Annotated in this window: 14 protein-coding genes; all 14 read left to right on the plus strand. The window is 37.1% G+C overall.

Annotation, left to right across the window (positions count from 1 at the left end):
• Positions 1 to 81 precede the first annotated feature (81 nt).
• Positions 82 to 1,320, plus strand: coding sequence for a type III-B CRISPR module RAMP protein Cmr1 (gene cmr1, locus TEL01S_RS06130; protein ID WP_248664891.1), 1,239 nt, complete (start codon positions 82 to 84; stop codon positions 1,318 to 1,320).
• On the plus strand, positions 1,307 to 2,389 hold the full coding sequence (locus tag TEL01S_RS06135) for an RAMP superfamily CRISPR-associated protein (RefSeq protein WP_232504344.1): 1,083 nt from the start codon (positions 1,307 to 1,309) through the stop codon (positions 2,387 to 2,389). Before cmr1 (TEL01S_RS06130) ends, TEL01S_RS06135 begins: the two co-directional genes overlap by 14 nt.
• Positions 2,386 to 5,415: a CRISPR-associated protein Csx11 gene (locus tag TEL01S_RS06140; protein WP_051366189.1), complete on the plus strand. Its 3,030-nt coding sequence runs from the start codon at positions 2,386 to 2,388 to the stop codon at positions 5,413 to 5,415. The genes TEL01S_RS06135 and TEL01S_RS06140 overlap by 4 nt, the downstream gene beginning before the upstream one ends.
• Positions 5,366 to 6,355 carry a type III-B CRISPR module RAMP protein Cmr4 gene (cmr4, locus tag TEL01S_RS06145; RefSeq protein WP_028843994.1) on the plus strand — a complete coding sequence of 330 codons (990 nt, stop codon included), beginning with the start codon at positions 5,366 to 5,368 and terminating at the stop codon, positions 6,353 to 6,355. Before TEL01S_RS06140 ends, cmr4 begins: the two co-directional genes overlap by 50 nt.
• Complete coding sequence (locus tag TEL01S_RS06150) at positions 6,327 to 6,734, plus strand: hypothetical protein (protein ID WP_232504345.1); 408 nt, start codon at positions 6,327 to 6,329, stop codon at positions 6,732 to 6,734. Before cmr4 ends, TEL01S_RS06150 begins: the two co-directional genes overlap by 29 nt.
• A complete protein-coding gene (locus TEL01S_RS06155) occupies positions 6,731 to 7,615 on the plus strand; it encodes an RAMP superfamily CRISPR-associated protein (RefSeq protein WP_028843992.1) in 885 nt (294 codons plus the stop codon). Before TEL01S_RS06150 ends, TEL01S_RS06155 begins: the two co-directional genes overlap by 4 nt.
• Before the next feature lie 278 nt (positions 7,616 to 7,893).
• Positions 7,894 to 9,066 (plus strand): DarT ssDNA thymidine ADP-ribosyltransferase family protein, encoded by a 1,173-nt coding sequence (locus TEL01S_RS06160; RefSeq protein WP_232504347.1) that lies wholly within the window; start codon positions 7,894 to 7,896, stop codon positions 9,064 to 9,066.
• 57 nt (positions 9,067 to 9,123) lie between these two features.
• Complete coding sequence (rmuC, locus tag TEL01S_RS06165; protein ID WP_051366192.1) at positions 9,124 to 10,350, plus strand: DNA recombination protein RmuC; 1,227 nt, start codon at positions 9,124 to 9,126, stop codon at positions 10,348 to 10,350.
• Between the two features lie 5 nt (positions 10,351 to 10,355).
• On the plus strand, positions 10,356 to 11,216 hold the full coding sequence (locus TEL01S_RS06170) for a hypothetical protein (RefSeq protein WP_028843990.1): 861 nt from the start codon (positions 10,356 to 10,358) through the stop codon (positions 11,214 to 11,216).
• 206 nt (positions 11,217 to 11,422) lie between these two features.
• Complete coding sequence (locus tag TEL01S_RS06175; protein WP_012003242.1) at positions 11,423 to 12,283, plus strand: RAMP superfamily CRISPR-associated protein; 861 nt, start codon at positions 11,423 to 11,425, stop codon at positions 12,281 to 12,283.
• The gene (locus TEL01S_RS06180) at positions 12,267 to 12,635 is read left to right on the plus strand and encodes a hypothetical protein (RefSeq protein ID WP_028843989.1); all 369 of its coding nucleotides are present in this window, start codon (positions 12,267 to 12,269) and stop codon (positions 12,633 to 12,635) included. Before TEL01S_RS06175 ends, TEL01S_RS06180 begins: the two co-directional genes overlap by 17 nt.
• Before the next feature lie 5 nt (positions 12,636 to 12,640).
• Positions 12,641 to 13,543 (plus strand): hypothetical protein, encoded by a 903-nt coding sequence (locus TEL01S_RS06185; protein WP_012003244.1) that lies wholly within the window; start codon positions 12,641 to 12,643, stop codon positions 13,541 to 13,543.
• A complete protein-coding gene (cmr1, locus tag TEL01S_RS06190) occupies positions 13,536 to 14,840 on the plus strand; it encodes a type III-B CRISPR module RAMP protein Cmr1 (RefSeq protein WP_028843988.1) in 1,305 nt (434 codons plus the stop codon). The genes TEL01S_RS06185 and cmr1 (TEL01S_RS06190) overlap by 8 nt, the downstream gene beginning before the upstream one ends.
• Complete coding sequence (locus TEL01S_RS06195) at positions 14,833 to 15,669, plus strand: RAMP superfamily CRISPR-associated protein (protein ID WP_038051606.1); 837 nt, start codon at positions 14,833 to 14,835, stop codon at positions 15,667 to 15,669. Before cmr1 (TEL01S_RS06190) ends, TEL01S_RS06195 begins: the two co-directional genes overlap by 8 nt.
• The last annotated feature ends 1 nt before the right edge of the window (position 15,670 follow it).

A 15,670-nucleotide genomic window follows, 5' to 3' on the forward strand; every position in this document is an offset into this window, starting at 1 on the left:
TTATAATAAATATAATAAAATAACATGTAATAAAAAGATTTTTCTGATTTCAACCGTGGGGGTGTAAAGATTAACTTACAAATAAAAACTCCTATCTGGACCGGTGATGTTGATTCAAAGAGTGATATTATTCGATCAACAGGTATTGTTGGATCTCTTCGCTGGTGGACAGAAACGCTCCTTAGAGGAATGTGTGAATTTGCCTGTGATCCCACCGACAATTCAAGATGTCCTGATGGTGGGAATTATTGCTCTTCCTGCTTGATTTTTGGCGCTACGGGAAGAAGAAGATTGTTTAGAATCGAAATAAACGGAGGAGAGAAAATTTCTTTTCCAGGAAATGGAGCAATAAACATAAAACCTTCCGGTCGGTCACATGGCTGGTTTTTTGAGCCTGGTGTTGTAGGAAATTTAGAGATGAAAATGATTCCTCTCGATGAGAAATTCGATGAAGTTCTCGTATTAACACCACTGATTATCGCTTCCAACTGGGGAGGAATTGGAGCAAAAACACAACTTGGATATGGAGTTGTTGAAATAACAAATCCTCCAAATGTCAGTTTCGAGAATTTCAAAAGAGTTCTTAGGAATCTTTCACAGAAAGGAAAACGCCAGAAATCAAATGAACCTGGTTTTCCAAACCTCAAAGATATGTTTTTTGCAAAAGTCAGATTTAAAGCAAACGGAAATTGTTGGGAGAAGATTGATGGGCTAATAGATAAATCAAGCAAAAGTAGACTTGAAAAAGAAATAAGAAAAAAAGGGATAGAGGAGTGCTTTCGTAACAATTTCTTACCCATAGCGCCTGTGATCAAAAACTGGTTGAGATATGATGATGGAAGCCAAATTTGGAAACCTAAAAATGGAACCACGAAAGGCATTGAAAATTGGTTATTTGGAACAATTCGAAATATTTGTCCAAAGTGCTATAACATTGTAAATCCGCAAAATGAAAATGGGAAGACAGTTTATGAGTGCCAAAATTGTGGTCAAAAATTCAAAAAAGAAGAAATTATCAATAAATGTGCTTCAAAAATAAATATCTCCTGTGCTTATAAAATTGGCAATGATCTTTGGGAAATCAGAATCTGGGGATGGATACCGAAAGATGCACCCCAGAATTTTCCAAGAGAAGAATTTCTGGATAAACTCAAGAAAGTATTGCAAACTGGAATTGCTGGATTTTTGGGCAACAGTACGTCAGATCACAAACTTGCTGTGTGGCGAGAATATGCTTCAAAGAGAGATACTATTAAGGAAGAGCAAAATTTCGATAATTTCGTTGAAAGTTTGCTGAGGGGGACAGATGATGTATCATGATTTCTATGCTTATTATCAGGTTGGAAATGAACAAAGTATCGACGAACTTATAAGTGGTTCTGGAAAATACAACGATATTTTAGACACGTATCAGAAGATTTTACTTCTCTCTACTGCTTACTCTAAGGGTAAAGGCGCTATCGACTATGCGAAATCTGGAGATAGACATAAGACTTCTGGATTAAAAGTGATTTTGCATTCTCAAAAGAAATATGATCAGTACATTCATTGCAAACTGAATGAAATAAAATTGCTTGAAATAGATTCAAGTATAGACATCACTCTTTTACCAAAAGGAAGCTGGATTCTTGAGTTTCAAACAGAACTGGAAAAACCCTTTCTGTCGAAAGACGATATACCGTTTTATATCATCGAAAACCCTGTAAAAAAAGACGCAGTTTTTGGAGTACCTTACACATCTGCTACTACTTGGAAAGGGAATCTTCGTTGGGCAATGATGAAAAAGTTTTTAGAGGAGAGGAAAAACAACCCGGAGGAATTTGCAGAAGCAAGATTTCGACACACGCTACTTTTTGGAACAGAAAAGGGATGGGAAGAAACACCAACTGGATGGGCTGAATATATAGATAGAATGTGCCCTGATGCACAAACATTATATAGAGAAATATTGAGGAAGATGTTCAATAAAAATGAGAACACGATAAAAGATCCGCATGTTGAAGGAATGCTCCATTTTTATTCTACTTTCTGGGACAGAATTGATCTGATGGTTATCAATCCGCAAGACAGGAAAACAAAAACTGGAAAGAATCCCATTTATTTTGAAATCGTTCCTGAAGGAGCAAAGGGCATGTTCAGATTACTCTACGTGCCATACTACTGGCTTGGAAAAGATGATGAAGAGTTGAAAAATAAGGTCTGGGAAGATTTAGCTCAGACTATAACCGGGCTCAAAGCTATGATGCTCGAATATGGATTTTCTGCAAAGAAGACGATCGGGTTTGGAAAGATAAAAAAATTAGATTCAGGAAGACTGGAGATAAAGGGATTTTTACCAGCCCAGAAATTTTCGAACTTTGATGATATTCTGGGGTGTGTGGGAAAATGAGTATTCTTAAAACGTTAGAAGAAAACAGAACCCCTATTTTGCTCGCTGAAATAGGAGCGCATTTACATTTAGTTGGAAGATTTTCGAAAAAATTTCTTGAAAGCCATGCTAAAAATGGCGATTCATCATCAAAATTTGATTATAAAGAAATCTGTTCAGATCCTGCATTTTTTGAAGGAACAAGATTGCATGAAATACTTAGCGATAAAATGTTAGAAACTTTTATAAATAAACTCAATGTTAATAAAAAAGTGAATCTCGGAGAGTTAAAAACAGACAAAGTTTCCAGTTTCTGCAATTTTATTCAGAAACACACCTGGAACCGTGACTCAAAATGTGATCCAAAAGGGCTTTGTAGAATATTGGCAGATGCCCATGGAATTGTATCTGGTATAGACAAATCGTTAGCTGGCATGGTGGAAACAGGAAAACAGAGGAAAAACTATATATTTCGCTCCACAGCTTTTGGTTATGAAAAAGAAATAGAACTGCTGAAAAATACCGATTTGAAAAAAGAGTTGTTCAAAGAACTACATAGAGTTCTAACCGAGATTTTCAATGAACTTGAGCATTTCGGAAAAATTTCTTACGAAACTTATCTATATTTTCTTTCGGTTGCGGAAAAATATTATCCAAAAACTATCGGTGAAACCAGAAGGTCTATCAATGAGATTTCTCTTTATGATTACGCTTATTCAATAGCATCTTTGATGAAATCTAATCTCGCCAAAATGCTCATAGATGGCTGGTATGAGCCAAGAAGCAGGTCCAAATGGAAGATATTATCAATAAATCTTGATGTTTTTGAATTGCTTTCCAGAGGGTTGAAAATAGGGGATATTTTAGGATACCAGAGCGAAATCGAAAAACTTTTCAATAAAATAAAAGAAATCGTTGAATACACCTATCCCTTTGGTAATGAAATTTATAGAGACAGAACGGGCATTTACTTTTCTTGTCCAAATTTCACAAACATCAATGAATTCTTAAAAGAAATTAAGGAGACTTTTTCCAAAGAAATCAGTTTTGATGTTAGCCTTCAAATCAACATTTCAGAGGAAAGTAGAAGTATGACGGTTCTTTCCAGTGAAAGGATAGGAGCCCTAAGGAAAGTTTCTTTTCCATATGACAGTGACATGCTATATTGGGGAAGCACTCTGACCAATGAAAGTTGTGAAGGAAACCATAGCCTCGAAAAATGTCCTGTTTGTGGTATCAGGGCGAAATCGGAGAAGGATAGCAGGTGCAAAGCGTGCAATGAGCGATACAAGAAAAGGGCAAAGGCCTGGAGTAAAGATCCGAAAAAGACCGTATGGATAGATGAGGTATCAGACAAAAATGACCGTGTTGCTATGATAGTTGGAAAATTTAATCTAAACGAATGGCTTTCTGGAAGAATCCTGGATACATTAGCCTCAGCAACTTTCAATGAGTGGAGAGATGAAAATGGTTCTGTTTGTTCAAAGCTTGGAATTAATACAGTAGAAGATTTAGAAAGAAAATTTCAAGATATGTTCAAAAATCCCAAACTCAACGAAGATGAGATAGAACTTATTAAATCATTTGTTGATATAAAATTAGATGATTTCAATCTTTTTTGGAATGCTATTGCCGAAAGAGATGCCACTGGATATGCCTTAAAGCTCACGGACGATAAAGAAAAAGCAAGGCATCTTATTAAATTACTTTTTAGAAAACATCCTTCGTTTGCTCGTTTAAGGCGTGTCTGGCTGACAACTAAGGAATTTATTGATGAGACAGTGATCGAAATAATAAAAAACACTCTCACACATTCAAATCCAAGGTCAAAACGAATCCAGTTTAAGATATCTCCAGATCCCCATATTCCAAAAAACTCAACATGCGACGTAATTGTAAGTGGCGTGAGGTTCAGCCCGGTATGTGTTGATGATATAAATGGAATTTTTATAAGTACGATAAATCTTGAAATTTTGAGCAAATTTGGAAAGACAGTTGGAGAAATAGCAAATGCGCTTTCTGGACAGGACATAAAACTGAAAACAGAGACAGATAAGATCTGGAGAGATTTCAAGATAACCAGAGCAATGCCGGCAGATGATATGTATCAGGATTATCTTCCTTACATAAAAATCTATGACTTTCCAGACCAATTCATGATACTCGTGCCTGCTTATGAAGCACTCGATATAACAGAAAAAATTGTTGAAGAATACGAAAAACAATTTTCCAAGGTGAGAGATAGATTACCTGTGCATCTTGGAATCATAGCTTTCCACAGGAGAACACCTCTTTATGTCGTAATGGATGCTGCAAAAAGGTTACTGAAAAAGTTTGAGTCATCGGAGAGTTTAGAGGTTAATGTGAAAGAAGCAAAAGATATTGAAGATCCAGCATTAGGAAAGTGTAGGAAACTTGTATTGCAATTTGGTGAAAGAAAAATTCCTTTGAGGTGGACTGTTTCATATTCCACAAAAGATTCGGAAGTAGAAGATCTTTGGTATCCATATTTGAGGATCTGCAGTGCAGAAAAACCTGACAGAAATCTCTGTTTTGATTATACAGGTAACGGAGATTATGTTGTTCACGTAAAAGAGATAAAGGAAAAAGACGGAATAAAAATAGAAACTTCCTATTTCAAACTCTGTTACATAGAAGAAGCTTCAGATAGATTTCATGTGGATGAGAATTTGAAATTCACAGATGACATTCATGAAATTCAGCATTTATGGAAGGTAATTGAATGTAAACTGAAATCACAAAAGTGGAGAGTATCGCAACTGTATTCATTCTTAGAGGAACTTGAGAGAATAAAAGAGTACGATGAAAAAACTTTTGAATATTTTTTGGAATCAAATCTCATCAACATATTTGGTCTTAATCGTTCTTCAAATGAATTCGAGCTTTTGAAAAAAGCGATTGAAGATGGCCTGTTTGAACTGTGCCTCTATTGGAATCTCCAGGTCAGAAAAGAGAGAGTAAGGAAGGGGGATCAAAATGAGTCAATCAATCTTCGAACTGAAAACCTATTACGCAATGGCCATTGATCCAATACATGTTGGGGTAGGGGGAACAAGATTGGAAAGGGTTGATCTTTCCATAGTGCGGGATCCTGCTACAAAGCTCCCAAAGATACCAGGATCAAGCATAAGTGGGCCTGCCAGGGCATACACTGCACTTGTAACAGGAAGATACAGGTGGAAGAAGAATGATCGTGAGTATTCCTGCGCGGGGAGAGGAGGAGAAGGTGGTGAAAAACATTGTGGAATGGTCAATCCTGCATGTCCTGTATGTGTTCCATATGGTTTTTCTAAGGGTTCTGGTAACAGCATGCAGGGACTTGCACAATTTTTCGACGCGCACATTCTTCTTTTTCCTGTTGCGTCAATAATAGGTCCGGTATGGGTGACTTCTCCATTAGCGTTGGGGTCGTATGAAATTACTGATCTTTCGGAAGATAGATTCTATCCAATGGGAAAAGAGGTAATGGATAGAGAAAAACTCAACTTTGGATGGCTTATGTTAGAAAAAGCAGGGAATAATATTAAAGAAATAGAAAAGAAGATATTTGAAAAAGATATCCCGATCCCTGAATTTATAAAACAGAGGATCGTTCTCGTTTCAGATGCTGTTTTTCCAAAGATCGTAAACAGCAACCTTGAAGTGAGAACCTCGGTGAGCATTGATCCCGAAACCGGTACCGCAGAAGAGAAGGCACTTTTCACTTATGAAGCGATACCGCGCGGCACCATTTTGAAATTCGATATCACATACAACTCTGGTAAATATTTTAAATTTGGTAATAAAGATCTGAAAACAGAACACGGGGAGGATGTTGACATAGACTGGGTGAAGATTCAAGTAGAGGAAGGTTTAAAGCTTTTTGAAACTTTAGGAATAGGAGGTATGAACACGCGCGGCATGGGAAGGATGAGGGTGTTGAATCTAAGGGGGGCGAATGAAGATGTGCGAGGAAATCAAGGCTGAGAACATCGATCAAATCTGTGCAAAATACAGTGTTGAGATCGTCGAGAAGATGAAAATTAACCACGATCCAAAAGAAATTCAGAACCTTATAACCAGAGCACTATGTGTTCTTCAGCAACAGGGCTTATACGCATTTAGTTTGTTTTGTAAAGCAGAAAGTAAAGCAGGAAAAATCCTTGAGAAGGCTATAGATATGCTGCAGGAACTTGGAGTTTTGAACAATTCGGCAGCAGATGATCTTTCGAATGTAAGTAAGCTTTCGGAGAATATACATGATTTGATGTTTGCAATTGAAGTTATAGAAAAGACCCTAATATATGCAAGATACCATGCCAAGGCATTGGCGAAAAAGGTTGAAAACCAGGGTGAAAAAGGATGAGCTGGTCCCTCTATTCTGCAACTTTCCGGCTGGTATCACCATTGCATATTGGGTATCATAAAATCATGCACCTTATGTGTACAAGGTTTTATGTTCCTGCAAGAACCTTTTGGGGTGCTTTGACAGTGAGACTTGTGCAGAAAACAGGTGTGAGTGGTTATGAAAAAGCTGGGCAGTTTTTAAAAGAACAAATGAGGTTTGGATATCTGTACTTTTCAGATGGTAAAAAGCTTTTTATTCCACAATACACAGAGGAAGGTCTGAAACTGGATCAAATGCACTTGCACGAATTTGAGAAAAAGTACATTCGCTCCATTTCGACAACTGCTATAGATGCATATTCTTTATCAGCAGAAGAAGAGACTCTGCATCACCTTGAATATATAAATCCTCGCGGTATGGGTGATTCTTCCCCTCTGTTTCTCAAAGGATTGCTATGGGTAAGACTCGAGAATTTTTCCGAGCAAGATAATGATCTTTCATTCATGTACGAAGGTATTCAATTGAGACTTTCCGAACTAATGCAATTTTTACAAATAGGTGGTGAGAGAAAATACGGATTTGGGCAGGTAGAGTTAGCAGAGATGAGAAAGATAAGCGATCCAAAATTAGAAGCAGAAGAATTCTGTGGTGAGTGGTGTGGTGAGAAATCTGTAAATGTGACCATACCAAAGGGAAAACCAGTGTGGGCTCATGTTGAATATGTTCCAGGTTTGAAAATGAAAGGTGAGATAGAAATTTTTATGGGAAGAGAATGGAGTCAGAGTAAAGGTGCAGGGAAAAATGTCTCTTCTCATGGTCTTTGCTGGGTACCAGGCTCTGTCGTGGAGAAAAATACTGTTACCTTCGAAGTGACAGATCTGGGAATTTGGAAACGGTGAAAACACGCCAGAAGGCGAGAAAATATATCATATTATCATCTGGTATATCAAAATCCTTTCTTATTTTTTCTGTCCAACCATAAATGAAAAAACCGCTGAGGTAAGAAAACTGAAGAAATAGATAATATGTCATATCTGTGCTTTCACTCTGATTGGTAAAAAAGAATTGCTATAATTGATCATAGATTCAAAAGCTCATGTTAAAAATAACAGAATTTTCATTGGATCAAAGAACAGGTAGTAGACACCGTATAATGAAGGAAATCGGAGGTGGAATTGTGCTAACTCTTCCAAAATTACGAGGGTTGTATTACATTACTCATATCGACAATGTTCCGTCTATTTTGCAAAGAGGAATTTTGTCTCACGCAGAAATTGAGAGGCAATCCATACATTGTAATAAGGTATACGATGAAAATATTGTTTTGAAAAGAAAAGAAAGGACGTTACAGGATGGTAGATCACTGTGGGAGTTTGCTAATTTGTATTTTCAGCCAAGAAATCCTATGCTTTATCGTCTATTAATGCCAGATTTTAGATCACAAAATTTTGCAATAATAGGTGTGAAATGGACATTAATGAAAAGAAACGATATATTCATTGCTGATGGTAATGCTGCCAGTGCAGAAACAAAGATATACAGAAAAAGCGATATTAAAGATATCAAAAGCATTATCTCAGCAAAGGACATAGAATTTTGGAATATAAGTGATGGATCAAAAAGAAAAATCATGGCTGAGTGTTTAGTCCCAGGAAGCGTTGGCCCTGAATATATTAGTGAGGTATACGTTAGCGATTATGAAGTGGCGGAGAAATTAAAAAAAATAGTGAAAACTAAAAATATCTCGATCATACCAGATCCTACATTGTTTTTCCTACCTACTCGAAAGATTGACCTGACTGAAAAGCTATCGCTGGTCGAAGGAGATATGTTTTTTTCAAGGATGCAGACACTCACTGTAAGTGTAAACACAGTTGGTGTTATGGGAAAAGGGCTTGCTTCCAGAGTAAAATACCAATTTCCCGATGTTTACGTGAGATATCAAGATGTTTGCAAAACCAGAGAACTTGAACTCGGTAAACCATATCTGTATAAAAGAGAATCATCATTAGATTCACTTTTGGCTGACGAAGGGGAGAAATTACCGAATCTCAACCACCAGACGTGGTTTTTGCTTTTTGCTACTAAAAGTCACTGGAAAAATATGGCAGATCTTGAAGGAATAGAATCTGGATTAAATTGGATCGTTAAAAATTATAAAAAAGAAGGTATACAATCAATAGCTGTTCCAGCACTTGGTTGTGGTCTTGGTGGCTTGGAGTGGTCAACTGTGGGGCCATTGATGTGCAGATATTTGCGACAACTTGATATACCTGTACAAGTGTATCTACCTTTAGAAAAACGTATCCCAGATGCCCAACTTTCGCAAAAATTTCTGCTGGACGAATAATATATTTTTCAAATAATAAAGTAATGATCGAGGGACTTACACGAGCGGGGGGATATTATGAGCTTCTTTTTAGTAATTCTGGGGATGCTTCTTGGGTTTGTTGGGGGATACATTATCGGACAAGCAGCTGCTAAAAATGAAGGTCAGAAAGATATTCAGTCATCATTAAAACCCCTTTTGGAACAACTTTCTGAGCTTAGCCGGCAGCAGGGGAGTTTTTCTTCTCACCTGAACACGTTAAACAATCTTTCCAGCCTTGTGGCAGACCTCAAAGCGAGGTATGAAGAAATCAAAGAAAGCGAAAAGAAGTTAAGCCTTGAGCGTGATAAAAAAATGGAGGATTTCATGCAAAATATGAGGCATGCTTTTGAAGAAGTTTCCAGCAAGATGCTGAAAATTGATGAGGAAAAAGAGAAAAGAATAATGGAGCTTGTTGAAAATATGAAACGTTTTACCGATGAGCAAAGGGCATCAACTGAAAAATTTCTTTTGCAGCAGGGTACTACAAGAGAAGAAATCGAAAAACGCCGTGATGCAGAATTAAAAGATATGAGAAAGATCATGGAAAACTTCATACACACGATTTCTGGAACCAAAACCAGAGGAAATGTTGGAGAGATGCTCTTGAATGATGCTCTGAGTGAGACAATAAAAACTGGAACAGTTGTGAAGAATCTTTCTATAAATTCAATGAATGTGGAATTTGCCTGGAAACTGGGAGATGGAAAATACATCCCGATTGATTCAAAGTTCCCGGAGATTTTCTCTCTGGCTGAAGAGTATGAAGAAAAACCAGACAATCGCGAACAGATGAAAAAACAGATTGTTCAGAAAATAATGAAAGAAATAGAAAATATTAAAAAATACTGCAACCAGCCTAATACAATAGACAGCTGCATCATGGTAGTGCCTTCCACAGTACTTGATATTGCCCCAGAATTAGTTGCAATAGGCAAAGAACACAATGTTTTTCTGTGTTCTTACAGAGAAATCTTTGCTGTTGTGCATTATCTCGAGGCACGATATTTCAGCACAAAACAAGATGAAGCAGGAAAATACAGACAAATGGTAGAAACTTTGTTGAAACTCCTTGGAGAAATAGAAAGAAAAATTGGATCTATAGACAGGGCATTAAAATCCATTTCCAACGCCAGCAATGATATAAAGACATTAACATCAAAGGGTAAATTGATTGCAAGTGGTGATACTTTAACACAGATGAACAAAACAGATGAGATTGCTGAAACAAGCGAGGATGTCGAACAAAATATTGAGCGGGGTTGAATTGTATGAGTTTAACGTCGTTTTTGAAAAATAAAGATGTAAAAAGCGCATTTGAGCGGGCTTTCAAAAAACCACAATTCGACCTCCAGGCTGAGCTGTTAGCACCTCCTTTGACGAATAATTATTCACTTGTGGGTACTGCTTTTGATTACCTACTCCGTTTTTATATAAAGCGATTAAATCCTGATGCTGTAGAACATAGATGGATCAGTGAATCGGCTCTTGGCTACTTATTAATGGGGACGCACGGTATGCCCATTGATTATGAAATCATCGAAAAAATTGAAGAAACAATTCAGTATGCAAAAAAAGCTTACAGCGAATACATCAACACAGGTATTATGAATCACGACTTGTTTAAAACGGTGTTATTGCTGGCACAGATAGATTCAGTATATAGAGAAGGTGCGCGCGCAATATATAGAAATGGTTTTTTAGACGAAAGCAACATCGACGAGAATGACATAAAAGATCTGCGAAATTTGATATCAATAGTAAAACCAGAGTATTTCAAATCAAGGAAAATATGCATATTAAACCCAACCTTTGGAAAAGCATCCAGATTAGTTGGTGGAGCAGACTGTGATTTAATCATAGATGATGCGATAATCGATATAAAAACCACAAAAAAGCTTGACTTGACGAGAAATTATTTTGACCAGCTAATAGGCTATTATATTCTCTACACAATTGGAAATATCGACGGTATGCCGACAGACTGTAAAGTAAAAAGACTGGGAATATATTTCTCCAGGTACGCATACCTTCTTTTCATTGATGTACTTGATGTTATAAAAGAAAACTTTTTTGATTTTGTAAACTGGTTCGAAAAAAAGGCAAGTGAAAGATTTGGCCGGCGTTTATGATCATGCTGAACCCGGGTCCCCTTTTTTGAAAAGATCCCCCTTGAATGGTATCTTTAAAGATGTTGATTGATTACTGTTGAGCTGATTCAATATTTGTCGAGCTTGTCGACGGTGTCGAAGTACTTATTAGTTTACATTTATATGAAAATAGTGATATAATACAAACAGATTTACAGATTTCTTGCTTTTGGATTAGGGGGGACAATATGTGGGAGTACGAAAAAGTCTTTGCAAGAGCCCTTGATCCTGTTCACATCGGAGCAGGAGGATATAGATTGGGCAGAGTGGATAACACTATTGTGAGAGATCCAGCAACAGATGTACCAAAGATTCCAGGAACTTCCATCTCAGGAGTGATAAGGGCATTTGCAGAAGCTGTTAAAGAAGAAGATGAAAAGAAAAGCGATACAGACAAAATACTCAAAGGTATTGATATTGAAGAGTTATTTGGAACTGAAACAAAAAAGGGTATTTTACGTTTTTATGATGGCCAGATAATCTTCTTTCCTGTCTCTTCGATCCAGGGCACAGTATGGATAACCACAAAAGAACTTCTCAACTACTGGTTTGGCGTAAAAAATGAAATTCCAGATGGCCTGGGAGATAAAGCTTTTGCACTTTGTGGAATAGATACAACAAAGCCGCTGAACCTTGGTTGGTTGTTACTCGAAATTGAGAAAAATCAATCTCCTCTTTCTCAAATAGTTAATTGGGTGAAAAGGATTGTTGTTTTGTCAGACAAGCTTTTTTCTCACATTATAAACGACAATCTTGAAGTGAGAACTTCTGTGAAAATAGACAAAGATACCGGCACAGCGGTAGAAGGAGCTCTTTTCACCTATGAAGCGATACCAAGAGGTACAATCTTTGGCTTTGAAATTTGCCACGATAAGACACGAAACTCTATTTCAGGCAACGTGATAAAGGCAATAATGAATGCCGTTAGCCCATATCTCAAAAATCTCGGCATAGGCGGAATGGGTACAAGGGGATTTGGAAGATTGGAATTGCTGCTTAACAACGTCGACAGTGGTTCAACGGGGGGCGTGAATGATGCACAATCTTGACTTTGAGTGCATGAAAATTGCCCAGGAAATTTTAACATCGAGTACTGATAAGGACAAATTAGAAAACAACTTAAGAAAAGCCCTTGGTGTTCTTCAAGAAGATGGCGTTTATGCAATGTTTCTGTGGCTTGAGGATAAAGATAAAACAGTCAGAGAAAAACTCACAGGTTTGTTGAATGAACCTGAGATAAAAAGATATCTTTTGAATGATTCAGAAAGATTTGACGAAGATTTTGCTATTCTCTGCAGAAACCTGGTAGAAGTCGCAAAAGATATAGATAAATTACTTTTCATGAAAAGAATTATTGAGCGTGCGTTGATCTATGCGTTGTATCATGCAAAAATCGGGTGAGAAAGATGTGGAAAAAACTCAATGTCGTCTTCAGATTGAAGAGCCCTCTTCACATAGGCTATATGCCTTTCGAAGTGTTTGTGTTTTCTCCCACGCGTTACTATGTTCCTGGAAGAAATTTCTGGGGCGCTATAACAAAGAGAATAACAGAATATCTGTATGAAAAACCAAAAGCGGAAAATTACAAAGATATCGGCGTGAAGGTTATGAAGAATTTCAGGTTTTCTTATTTCTACGTCTATGATGGAAAAACGGTTTATTTTCCGTGTTATACAGAAAATGGTTTGAAATATGGAGACAACAGCCATGAGATAACCAAATCAGAATTCGAATACAGGTTCATAGGGAGTTTTGTTTCAACTGCGATTGATACCACTGGAACTGCAAAAGATAAAAGTCTTCACGAAATAGAGTTCATAAACAGCAGGTTCAAAGATGAAAATGGAAACACAAAAGATGTGAAAATAGCCGGGTGTATCTGGATAAAAGAAGATACAGAAATAGAAAAAATAATTTTGGGTGAAGGCATATTCATAGAAAATTCCAACGTGATAGAAGAACTCATTCTTGGTGGAGAATCGAAGTATGGTTTTGGTCATGTTGTTTTGGAATCAATCAATGAGATTTCAGTTTTTGAATGGAACGATCCTGAAAGTGTGGAAATAGGAAGCAAGCTTCTTCCTGCCCATTTGAAGTATGATGAAAATTTAAAATTCAAGGGAGATATAGAGCTTCTCACGGGGAGAGGATATTACGATCCGAATTCAACAGAAACTGCAGGTGGTAATAAACCGGGAGCTGCCATATCGATTCCTGAATATTACTTTGTCCCAGGGACGATCCTAATGGAATCTAAAAAATTCAAAGTGAGATGGGACGGCACCTTAGAGGTGAGCAAAAATGGATGAATACACCATCAAGATAAAGGCGTTGACACCCATATGGACGGGAAATGCAAATAGAAAATGTGAAACTCTTAGAGAAACAGGTATCATTGGAAGTTTAAGATGGTGGTACGAAGCGCTGATCAGGGGATTGGGTGGGTATGCATGTGATCCAACAATTGATGGCAGGTGCTCATTGGACCAAAAAAGGTTTAAAGAAGCTCTGAAAAATGGTAAATCTCAACAAAAAGCACTGAGTGAACAAATATGCCCAGCATGTCAGTTGTTTGGCTGCACAGGATGGGCCAGGAAGTTTATATTACGAATAGAACCGGAGAAATCTTGTTCCTATGCACCGTTTTTTATAGTTAAACTTCCAAGGTCCAGAAATCCATACTTTCTTGGGTACCATGACAGGTCTGGGAGCGAATATGAAAAGAATGGAGGATTAATTGGAGAATATAGATTGACATTTTTCATTGACGATGAATTTCATATAAAACTAATTCACCTGCTTCTAAAACTCGCCACCAACTGGGGAATTGGCTCAGGCATTCAGAAAGGTTTCGGTATTTGTTATATGGAAAGTGATTCCAATTTCTCCGTGATGAAAATACCAGTTGTGTCTGAAAAAATGACAGAGAAACAAAACTCATTTCTGCCAAGGTTTGATCAATTCTTTTTTTATAGAATTCCGATCAACGATACGTATATTGACGGGATCAAAGACGCAATGAAATCCAGTCTCTATAAAATCATGAGAGACCTTCGCAATAAAAAAACAGTGAACTTCGACCTATCTACGTTATCGTACATTCCATCAGCCCCATTGGTAAGAAAATCTGTAAGGCATTTATTCAGCGATAATGATGTGCTGAGACATTTCATAATGGGTTTTGCTAGTATGAACAAACAACCTAAACCGATACATTTAAAATGCTGGACCCATTCTGTGGAAAAAATGGAAAATGACGAGTTTTACTGCAATAATTGCAAGGAAAAAGTTGTTGAAACAGATATTTTAGAGAAAACTGGTTCGAAAATTTTTGTTTCACACCTCTATAACAAAAACGTTTTTACATGCAATTCCTCATCATCATGGGAAATGAAAGTATGGGGATGGATTCCAGAAATACCCGAAAAAATAGGCAAGACAAGAGAAGAGATAAAGCAATTATTACAGAGCAATTTTAAGAATGAACAATTTTGGAAAGGGGTTTTTTCTACGAAAGAAAATCCTGTGAATATTGGTTCCATCTGGGAATGCTGGGATCCAACTCTTGATGATTTAGTTGATGCAAGGAGTGAGATCTATGGATAATAAAAGGTGCTACGATTACTATCTGTTAAACAATAGGATCTCTACAGCCGAAAACAATAGGATCTCCATAGCCAAATTGAAAAGACAAATTCTTGATGAAGTCAAAGCGGAAGGAAGAGATTATATCAGATGCTTTTGCTTTTACCCCAAAGAAGAAGATTTAGCATATCTTCCCAACGGCTCTGTATTGATCAAAATCACTTTCACCCTCAAAAAGCCATACACAAGTAAAGACGAGGGAGAGTTTCATATTATCGATGACAAAATTTTTGAAAACCCGATCGTCAGAGACAAGTTCACAGGACTTCCAATGGTCAGACCTTCAACGTGGAAAGGCCATCTGAGATTTGCTGCCGAAAGAGTTGACTGTCAAAACAAAAAAGAAATCATAAATCGCCTCTTTGGTTCAGAAACTGAAGACGAAGAAAAATTAAAAGGAAGGCTCTATTTTTTCCCAACATTTTTTGAAGAAGATTCAAAAAAAGATGTCATCACACCGCTTAAAAGAGATACCAGAACACCAGCCAGAGGTCCAATATTTATGGAAGTTATGAAGCAGGGTAGTAAAGGTGAGTTCTATCTTCTGTACGTTCCTTATCCCAAAGGAAAAAATTTTGAAGAAAAACAAATCGGAGAGGATCTACATTTTCTTGCGAGCGCTTTGAAACTTATGTTCTATACCTATGGATTTTCGGCAAAAAAGACATCTGGTTTCGGGACAATTGAGGAACTGAAAGAAGAAAACATAGAAATTTACCCCAAAGACAAAAAAGGGATTTTCTCAATATTATACACCACACATAACAATAGAGTTAAGGATGGTGTATAAA

Source organism: Pseudothermotoga elfii DSM 9442 = NBRC 107921 (genome assembly GCF_000504085.1).
Taxonomy (GTDB): domain Bacteria; phylum Thermotogota; class Thermotogae; order Thermotogales; family DSM-5069; genus Pseudothermotoga_B; species Pseudothermotoga_B elfii.

Bases quoted from the DNA above. Each gene is read 5' to 3' on its own strand.
- TEL01S_RS06135 (WP_232504344.1), top strand. From the start codon at position 1,307: ATGATGTATCATGATTTCTATGCTTATTATCAGGTTGGAAATGAACAA.
- TEL01S_RS06140 (WP_051366189.1), top strand. From the start codon at position 2,386: ATGAGTATTCTTAAAACGTTAGAAGAAAACAGAACCCCTATTTTGCTC.
- cmr4 (WP_028843994.1), top strand. From the start codon at position 5,366: ATGAGTCAATCAATCTTCGAACTGAAAACCTATTACGCAATGGCCATT.
- TEL01S_RS06150 (WP_232504345.1), top strand. From the start codon at position 6,327: ATGAAGATGTGCGAGGAAATCAAGGCTGAGAACATCGATCAAATCTGT.
- TEL01S_RS06155 (WP_028843992.1), top strand. From the start codon at position 6,731: ATGAGCTGGTCCCTCTATTCTGCAACTTTCCGGCTGGTATCACCATTG.
- rmuC (WP_051366192.1), top strand. From the start codon at position 9,124: ATGAGCTTCTTTTTAGTAATTCTGGGGATGCTTCTTGGGTTTGTTGGG.
- TEL01S_RS06170 (WP_028843990.1), top strand. From the start codon at position 10,356: ATGAGTTTAACGTCGTTTTTGAAAAATAAAGATGTAAAAAGCGCATTT.
- TEL01S_RS06175 (WP_012003242.1), top strand. From the start codon at position 11,423: ATGTGGGAGTACGAAAAAGTCTTTGCAAGAGCCCTTGATCCTGTTCAC.
- TEL01S_RS06180 (WP_028843989.1), top strand. From the start codon at position 12,267: ATGATGCACAATCTTGACTTTGAGTGCATGAAAATTGCCCAGGAAATT.
- TEL01S_RS06185 (WP_012003244.1), top strand. From the start codon at position 12,641: ATGTGGAAAAAACTCAATGTCGTCTTCAGATTGAAGAGCCCTCTTCAC.
- cmr1 (WP_028843988.1), top strand. From the start codon at position 13,536: ATGGATGAATACACCATCAAGATAAAGGCGTTGACACCCATATGGACG.
- TEL01S_RS06195 (WP_038051606.1), top strand. From the start codon at position 14,833: ATGGATAATAAAAGGTGCTACGATTACTATCTGTTAAACAATAGGATC.